Source organism: Protofrankia sp. Cas8, assembly GCF_963555845.1.
GTDB lineage: Bacteria > Actinomycetota > Actinomycetes > Frankiales > Frankiaceae > Protofrankia.
Map to the genome: position 1 here is coordinate 6,930 of NZ_CAUVXI010000117.1, position 8,529 is coordinate 15,458.

At 68.5% G+C, this 8,529-nt stretch carries 8 protein-coding genes; 3 read left to right on the plus strand and 5 right to left on the minus strand.

The window, feature by feature from the left end; translation table 11 throughout:
- Positions 1-179: 179 nt before the first annotated feature.
- Both U9977_RS16670 and U9977_RS16675 read right to left on the minus strand, forming a co-directional pair.
- A complete protein-coding gene (locus U9977_RS16670) occupies positions 180-497 on the minus strand; it encodes a hypothetical protein (protein WP_322750192.1) in 318 nt (105 codons plus the stop codon).
- Positions 494-901, minus strand: coding sequence for a plasmid replication, integration and excision activator (locus U9977_RS16675; protein WP_322750193.1), 408 nt, complete (start codon positions 899-901; stop codon positions 494-496). The genes U9977_RS16670 and U9977_RS16675 overlap by 4 nt, the downstream gene beginning before the upstream one ends.
- A 210-nt stretch (positions 902-1,111) precedes the next feature.
- On the opposite strand from U9977_RS16675, the gene U9977_RS16680 reads away from it, so the two are divergent.
- Positions 1,112-1,501 (plus strand): helix-turn-helix domain-containing protein, encoded by a 390-nt coding sequence (locus U9977_RS16680; RefSeq protein ID WP_416210660.1) that lies wholly within the window; start codon positions 1,112-1,114, stop codon positions 1,499-1,501.
- A gap of 86 nt (positions 1,502-1,587) precedes the next feature.
- Here the strand turns inward: U9977_RS16680 and U9977_RS16685 are convergent, their stop codons facing one another.
- Positions 1,588-1,815 (minus strand): hypothetical protein, encoded by a 228-nt coding sequence (locus U9977_RS16685; RefSeq protein ID WP_322750195.1) that lies wholly within the window; start codon positions 1,813-1,815, stop codon positions 1,588-1,590.
- A complete protein-coding gene (locus U9977_RS16690) occupies positions 1,812-2,111 on the minus strand; it encodes a hypothetical protein (protein ID WP_322750196.1) in 300 nt (99 codons plus the stop codon). Before U9977_RS16690 ends, U9977_RS16685 begins: the two co-directional genes overlap by 4 nt.
- A 166-nt stretch (positions 2,112-2,277) precedes the next feature.
- On the opposite strand from U9977_RS16690, the gene U9977_RS16695 reads away from it, so the two are divergent.
- Both U9977_RS16695 and U9977_RS16700 read left to right on the plus strand, forming a co-directional pair.
- A complete protein-coding gene (locus U9977_RS16695) occupies positions 2,278-3,711 on the plus strand; it encodes a helix-turn-helix transcriptional regulator (protein ID WP_322750197.1) in 1,434 nt (477 codons plus the stop codon).
- Between the two features lie 140 nt (positions 3,712-3,851).
- On the plus strand, positions 3,852-4,532 hold the full coding sequence (locus U9977_RS16700; RefSeq protein ID WP_322750198.1) for a PhzF family phenazine biosynthesis protein: 681 nt from the start codon (positions 3,852-3,854) through the stop codon (positions 4,530-4,532).
- A 539-nt stretch (positions 4,533-5,071) separates the two neighbouring features.
- On the opposite strand, the gene fxsT is transcribed toward U9977_RS16700, so the two are convergent.
- Positions 5,072-8,290 (minus strand): FxSxx-COOH system tetratricopeptide repeat protein, encoded by a 3,219-nt coding sequence (fxsT, locus tag U9977_RS16705; RefSeq protein WP_322750199.1) that lies wholly within the window; start codon positions 8,288-8,290, stop codon positions 5,072-5,074.
- Between the last annotated feature and the right edge of the window lie 239 nt (positions 8,291-8,529).

Here is an 8,529-nt window from a genome sequence, read left to right on the forward strand (position 1 = left end):
GCGGCATGTCGATTTTGGGATGCCTGGTCGGTACCTCGGGAAACGGCCGGGAGCCGTTGATTCTGGCCATGACAGATCACACCCACCCAGCATTGGAAGAATCAAGAATCAGCGGTCCGGAACCGGCGAAGAACAGCGCTCGCAATCGGTCCCGGCACCCGCGAGGAGAAGAACCAGACTCAGGCCGCTACCACAGCCCCGTTAGCGGTGTCGTCGGCTTTGCGGTCCAACAGGAGCCGTTCACATTCGATCAGATAATCGTTGGCCGCTTTCACCAGCGCATACGCGAAATCCACATGGTCGGCGGTCACCGTGCAGTCCTTCACGGAGACCGCCAGATGGGCGCCGGGGGTGTCCAGCGCGAGGATCGGCCGCTCGTCCGGGTAGGTGAAGCAGCGCACCGACCACTCCGACCCGACGTGCACGCCCACATGCCAACCTGACCGGACCGGCGCCCGCTCAGCGTCCGTGGTCGTGGTGGTGGTCGGCGCGGTCATGCCGCCGCCCGCCCCGAACCCGTGCGCACCGGCCGCATCCCCTTCGCCCGCAACGCCAACCCCTGCTTCGGGGTAGGGCCGAACCTGTTCACCCACGGCATGACCGTCAATCCCTCGAACTCCACCGGCCGCAACGCCGTGCCCGCCAACGGCTCCGGGGGCACCGGCTGAACCGGCCCGGGAATCTTCACCTTCACTTCCGCCGACCCAGCCCGTGCGTTCGGGTCGGCGTCCATCACCCGCACCGCCCACAGCAGTTCACCGGTCTCCTTGTCCCGCTCCTGCGCATCCGGCACCCCCGCCTTCGACTTCTCAAAGTCGTTCGCCGCTTCCACCCCGAGCACGAACGCGCCGTGGGGAAACACATCCCCGAACGCCACCGGAATCCACCGCGGTATCGCCATCGCCGCCTACCTCCGTAGGGATCAGGTCCGGATGTTGCCGGCATCTCGCCGCGTTCCGGACAGGTCCCACAGTGCACCGCTCACGGAGCGCTCGCCAAGCGCTTTCCAGCCGGTGTATACACCCGCTGGATAATTTCCGATATCCGACCGTAGATCCGAATCGGAGGTGCACCGCACCACTATCTTTGCTGTATGACAAACGGTGTTCCGGTGCACACCGCTCGCGGCCCGCGCCACGACGAGGACTGGAGCGCGGTTGCCGACGCGGTCAACGCGCGGATGGCCCACGAGCGGATCGGACAGAAGGCGCTCGCCGACGCCTCCGGGGTGTCGGTGGCGACGCTGCGCCGAATCCAGCACGGCGCCCACGGCCGCCGGGTCCAGAACACGACGTTGACCGCGATCGCCCGCGCCCTCGGCTGGCCCGACGACCACCTGATCCGGGTACTCCACGCGGGAGGCACCCCCACGAGCGTCGGTCAGCCCGCCGAGCGGGAGATCCTCGCCGGCATTGGTCGCATCGAACAGTGCTTGGACGACGTCTGCCGCCGCCTGGCCGCGGTCGAGAAACTCGTCACCGCGCAGGCGGCAAACAGGTAAGGGGCCAGCACCCCGACAACGGACGTTTACGCCCGCCGGGATCCTGACCCCTTATCCTTCCCCGCGGTCTTCGCCGCGCGACTACCTCAGCCCGGCACGGATGTCGTTTCGCCCGGCTCCCACGACGACGCCAGCTCAGCGACCGGCCGGAACACAAGCGTCACGTCCACGTCGCCGAGCGCTTCGGTGAACCCCACCCCGTCCGGCAACGCCGCCCAAGCCCGCAGCACCTCCGCCGGCCGGTCCGCGGGACGAATCGTGATCGAGCAGGTGTCCCCGTCGACGAAGACCCGCCTGTCTGCCCCGTTGGTCATCGGCCGCCGGCCCGCCGCACCGACCGTGCCAACGCCGCCCCCAGCAGCACCCGCCCGGCCGCCGGCGCCGTGGCAGTGTCGACGAAGAAGAACAGCGGTGTCACCTGGTAGTCGTGCCAGCCGCTTTCCACCGCGAACAGCTCCGCCGCCGCAGGCGAATCAAACGTGATCGTGGTGTCGCGGACCCGTCGTTCGTCGCCCGGTTCGAAACGGACGACACCGTAAAGGACAGGCAGCCGCTCACCACCGTCTCCGCTGGTCGCTGGGCTTACCGTGGGCTCTGTCGCTGGCCGCATCCCATCCCGCTTTCGTTTCCGCTGGTTGGACACCGACCCGACCCCACGGCGATCACTTCTCGACATGGACCCGACCGGCTCCCGCCCACGATTACGAGCCTTACGGGCGGTGAAAAGGTCGCCGGCCGTATACACCCGGTGGTTAAACTGGCGGACGGTGCACAGCATGAGACCGATTGCGCCCAACCATCCCGCCAGGGAGGCAGCCGTGACGTCCCGCAACCATGAGCTACCCGCTCCACCCGCCGGTCTGTGGGACCGCCCGGACATGGCCCAGGCCCTTGACCTGCGCGACATGGCCACGGTGTTGAAGACTTTCCAGAAATGGACCGGCGCCACCCAAGGGCAAATCGCTACCGCGTGTGGCATGCCGCAGTCGCACATCAGCGAGATCCGTAACGGGAAACGGCAGGTGATAACGCTCACCGTCTTTGAGCGGCTCGCGAGCGGCCTGAACCTCCCCCGCGCCCGCCTCGGCCTGGACGACGAGACAACCCACCGGGAAAGCCCGACGACCACCGCCACCGGATCCGACGAACCCACCGCGAACACGCCCGCACAGCCCACCCGCCGCACGGTGTCACTCGGCCTCTCGGCCGCCATCGGTATCGAGATGCTCCCCGGCGAACTGGTCACCACGACCGCCCGGGAGTCCGCCGCATTCGTGCAACGCATCGGCAGCGCGACCGTTGACCCCCTGCTGATCGAACAGCTCGCCGACGACGTCGCGCGCCTGGCGGTCGACGCGATCGCCACGCCACCCGAAGACATGTTGGCCGAGGCCCACCACATGCGCACCCAGGTATTCGCCGCCCTGGACCAGGGATGCCGTCCCGGACAGATGCGCGACCTCTACCTGATCGGCGGCCAGCTTTCGGGCATCCTCGCCTATGCCGCTCTCGACCTCGACAAACCCCGCGCGGCCATGACCAACGCCCGCAGCGCCCTGATGTGCGCCGACATGGCCGGGCACACCGGCCTTGCCATCTGGGTCCGCGGTACCCAAAGCCTGATCGCCCGGTTCGCCACCCGCTACGCCGACGCCCACCAGTACATCCACGCCGGAATGGCACTGCACCCCACCGGCGCGGGACTCGCGCGCCTGGCCAGCGGCGAAGCACAGTGCCTGGCCCACTTCGGCGACAGCACCGGCACCCGCGCCGCACTCACCACCGCCGTCAAGGCCATCGACAACCCGGGCACCCCCGGCGACATCGACACCGGTCTGTTCACGTTCACCCGCGCGAAAACCCACTACTACGGTGCAAGTAGCCTGATCTGGTTCACCGACCGCGCCGACGCGGCAGCTGCGGAAGACGCCGCTACCACCGCCATCGACCTGTTCCAGAACGGGCCGTCCGAGGAACGTTTCCTCACAGACGAGATCCTCGCCCATATCTACCTGGCGACCGCCCGGCTCATCCTCGGCAATATCGACGGAGTCGTTGACGCTCTGCAACCGGTGCTGACCATCCCGCAGGAGAACCGGGTGTCCTGGCACCGCCGCCGCCTCGACCGCATCGCCTCCATGCTCAACGCCCAGCGCTACCACAACGCCGACAGCGCCGCCGACCTCCGTCACGAGATCGCCGCCTTCTGACCCTGGCCCGTTCGCCGTCACCGCAGCAGCCTTGGGCCGAGCGCTCAGGAACCGCACCCGAACCGCGCATCCAGCGGACAGGAACCGCTCACAGCAGGCATCGTGTGGGCAGGCATCCGGTCGGCAAGGAGGCGCGGCACATGGTCACGGTACGAGTCGTCCGAGTCTTCACCGATCGTGCCGGCAGGCACGGTAACCCCCTCGGCATCATCGAGAACGCCCCGGTCACCGTCCCCGACCGTGACCGCCGGCAGGCCCTCGCCGCCGCTCTCGGCTACAGCGAAACCGTGTTCATCGACGATCCCGACAAAGCCCTCATCACGATCTACACGCCACTTCGGGAACTTCCGTTCGCCGGCCATCCCGCCGTCGGTGCCGCCTGGATGATCGCCCGTCTCACCGGGACCCACCCCGAGGTTCTCCGGATGCCCGGTGGCGACGCCGCGACCTGGACCGATCAGGACGGCGTGTGGGTCCGCGCCCCACTCGCGATCACCCCGCCATGGTGGCATGAACGGCTCACCAGCGCCGCGCAGGTCGACGCCCTCACCGGACCGATCAACCCCGCCCAGGAGATGACCCAGGTCTGGGCCTGGCAGGACGAAATTACCGGCACCGTGCGTGCCCGGACCTTTGCCGGTCGACTCGGCATTGTCGAAGACGAAGCCACCGGATCAGCCTCTATGCGCCTAGCGGCCGCACTCGGACGGCGCCTCATCATCCACCATGGCCACGGTTCCATCGTTCATGCCGAACCCGGACCTCCCGGACACGCCGCCATCGGCGGCCACGTCACCGAAGACGACCCCCGCATGCTCTGACCAACTACCGCAACACCCGACCAGATCTCGGATATAAGCCCGCAAGTTGCCGAATTATCCGGTTTAGGATCAAGGCGCGGCACGGGCCGCGCCGCGCGACGGCTGCGCGTGGCGCTGGCGCGCCATGCTCGCCGGACGCGTCGCCAGCCCGCCACCGCGCACAACCCAGACCAGGAATGGCACGTACGCCAGGCATACCGGAACCTGTGGGCATTCCGGCCAGACCGACCGCCGCCGGATGAGCGAATCCACGCCGTACCGAGCGGCACGGATTCGCGATGCTGGTTCTGTTCCGTGATCCGGTTCACCGAACACTGGTGCGCGTTCAGATATGCGCAGCCGCGCGACCACCGGAGACCATCGCCGGCAGGCCAGAGCCAAACGAAAAACGAGCGGGGGGCACGCCATCTGGCAGCCGGGAGACAGCACCAGGTCGCTTCGCTCCCCGGGCAGCCCGACCCCTCACCCGCCATGATGAGACCGTCTGTGGTTACCGACAGCACAGTCGATCTTGATCGAGTGATGAAAAACCGTCACAGCTATCCGTCAAGATCAGACAGATTGCGTCGGATCAGGACGACTGACGGGTGGTCGGGGCCGTAGACCGTCTCGGCGATCGCCAGCGCCCGCTGCAACAGCGGCAGCGCTTCCCCGGCCCGTCCCAGGGTTTGCAACGCCAACGCCAGGTTGTTCAGTCGGGTGGCGACGTCGGGATGGTCGGGGCCGTAGGCAGCCTCGTTGATCGCCAACGCCCGTGCGTACAGCGGCAGCGCGTCGGTGGCCCGCCCCAAGGTTCGCAGCGCTTCTGCCTGGTTGTTCAGGCCGGTGGCGACGTCGGGATGGTCGGGGCCGTAGGCGGCCTCGTTGATCGCCAACGCCCGTGCGTACAGCGGCAGCGCGTCGGTGGCCCGCCCCAAGGTGTCCAGCGCCGCCGCCTGGTTGTTCAGGTCGGTGGCGACGGCGGGGTGGTCGGGGCCGTAGGCGGCCTCGTCGATCGCCAGCGCCCGCTGCAACAGCGGCAGCGCGTCGGTGGCCCGCCCCAAGGTGTCCAGCGCCGCCGCCTGGTTGTTCAGGCCGGTGGCGACGTCGGGATGGTCGGGGCCGTACACGGCCTCGTCGATCGCCAACGCCCGTGCGTACAGCGGCAGCGCGTCGGTGGCCCGCCCCAAGGTTCGCAGCGCCGCCGCCTGGTTGTTCAGGCCGGCGGCGACGGCGGGATGGTCGGGGCCGTACACGGCCTCGTTGATCGCCAACGCCCGTGCGTACAGCGGCAGCGCGTCGGTGGCCCGCCCCAAGGTGGCCAGCGCCGCCGCCTGGTTGTTCAGGTCGCGGGCGACGTCGGGATGGTCAGGGCCGTACACGGCCTCGTCGATCGCCAACGCCCGTGCGTACAGCGGCAGCGCGTCGGTGGCCCGCCCCAAGGTCCGCAACGCTTCTGCCTGGTTGTTCAGGTCGCGGGCGACGTCGGGATGGTCGGGGCCGTAGACCGCCTCGTCGATCGCCAGCGCCCGTGCGTACAGCGGCAACGCGTCGGTGGCCCGCCCCAAGGTGGCCAGCGCCAACGCCTGGTTGTTCAGGTCGATGGCGACGTCGGGATGGTCAGGGCCGTACACGGCCTCGTCGATCGCCAACGCCCGCTGCAACAGCGGCAGCGCGTCGGTGGCCCGCCCCAAGGTGGCCAGCGCCGCCGCCTGGTTGTTCAGGTCGCGGGCGACGTCGGGATGGTCAGGGCCGTAGACAGCCTCATCGATCGCCAACGCCCGCTGCAACAGCGGCAGCGCGTCGGTGGCCCGCCCCAAGGTGGCCAGCGCCGCCGCCTGGTTGTTCAGGTCGCGGGCGACGTCGGGATGGTCGGGGCCGTACACGGCCTCGTCGATCGCCAACGCCCGTGCGTACAGCGGCAACGCGTCGGTAGCCCGCCCCAAGGTTCGCAGCGCTTCTGCCTGGTTGTTCAGGTCGGCGGCGACGTCGGGATGGTCGGGGCCGTAGACAGCCTCGTCGATCGCCAACGCCCGCTCGAACAACGGCAACGCCGCGGCCGGCCGGCCGTGTTCGCCCAGGTAGGTTCCGGTCCGGTCACACAACCAGGACAGGCCATCGATCGTGGCGTCAGCATCGGTATGGCCGAGCACGGCGGTGACGTGGGGCAGGTAGACCCGCCACACCTGCCAAGCGTCCGGGTTCCCCATGATGTCGGTGGGCAGGATGCCGCCCAGCAGCCGCACCAGGGTCCCGGCCCGCGCATGCCGTACCTCACCGCTCATGGCACGCCGGGTCGCAGCCTGCACGAGACGGTGGACGTCTACCGTGTCCTGATCACAGCGGGCCAGGCTGTACTCGACCAGCGCGCCGACCGTGTCATTCCACTCCGCCCGGTTACCGGCCGCGTCCTTCAACAATCCGTCATCGAACCCGGCCGGATCCGCGAACAGCCCCAAAGGGATCTTCTCCGGGTCACATAATGCCCACAGTTCCAGCAGGTCCACCGCGGCCGGACACTCCCCGCGCAGATGCCGCATCGACAGCTCCCACAGCACCGCCACGGTGACCCCCGGCCGGTCGGCCACATCCCCTTCCCTTTTCCCGAGCATGTCGCCGAGGTGATCGGCGAGTAGATCGGCGTACTTGCCCGGTAGGGTGCCAGTCCGGTCGAGATAGCCCGCGGCCTGCTCCACCGCCAACGGCAAATCCCCCAGCAGGTCACAGATCCGATCCGCGACCGTCGGATCCAGCGACGGGAACCGGTCCGTCAGGATCTGCACCGACTCGGCCCGCGGCAGCAGCGGCACGGTGAGGGTGGCACCGAGAGCGGTCAAGCCCCGCAGCCGCGACGTCACCAGCAGCCGGCCCGCCCCCGGCGACGGACGCCAACCCTTAATCATCTCGATTGTTCCGGGGTCGTCGGCGTTGTCGAACACCAGCAACGACCGCGGCCGGTCAGCCCACGCCGCCACTACCGCGGCCGGCTCCGCATCCACCGACAACCCCACCACCGGAGCCAACCCGGCCAGATACCCCCCGATCAACTCCGACTGCTCAGCCGGCACCCAACCCACCCGATCGAACCCGTCGGCATACCGGTGGATGTACTCCACCACCAGCGCGGTCTTCCCGACCCCACCCATCCCCGCCACCGCGGTCACCGCCACCGACCCCGCAGTTGCCAGCCGGTCGTGCACTTGATCGAGTAATGATTCGCGGCCGACGAAATGCGCCAGCCGGGCCGGCACACCCCACATCGACGGCAGATCCGGCGGGAACACCGGAGCCGTGGGGGACACCGACCCCAGCGTGGGCAGCGCGCCCGGAAAAGGCGGCTCCGCATCCGGCGGGCCTGGCTTAAAGCCCGCGGCTTTCACCACCCGATCCTGGGCTGTCTCCCGGTCCACCCCGAACAGGTCCACCGCCGCGATCGGACCCAACAACCCCGGAGGATCGCAGTCCTCCACCCGGAACACCAAGAGCTTCCGCTCCCGGCCGAGCGGATCGATCCGCACGGCCGCGTACCACTCCACCGACCCGAACCTCGAGTCCAGATAGGCCGTTGACAGTACTGCTACTGTCCGCGCAGACGAGCGCGCCGCCTGGTCCATCTGATGGACGAAATTCGATCCCGGACCGAAATCCCACGCCTGGATCACCACCCGGTAACCGGCGGCTATCAACGTCCAGGCGATCCACTTCGCCCACGCCTCGTCTTTCCCGGTGTAGGAGACGAAGAAATCCGAGCCGGTAACCTCACTGCCCCCCACGGTCACCCGCCCAGCATGCCACTACCACCCAACACACCCGAAACCAGCCGATCGACGGGCATCGTCCGACACCAGCCCGGGTCACGATGACAGCCAACGTGACAGCCCAGCCCACGAACAGCCACGGACACCGGCGTACCTCCCCAGACATCCGAGCCCAGGTCACCGGACTCGGCGCACGCGAGCGGACGTCCACGGAAGATCGCGAGCAAACTACGGATCAAGAGGTTGGGGGTTCGAGCCCC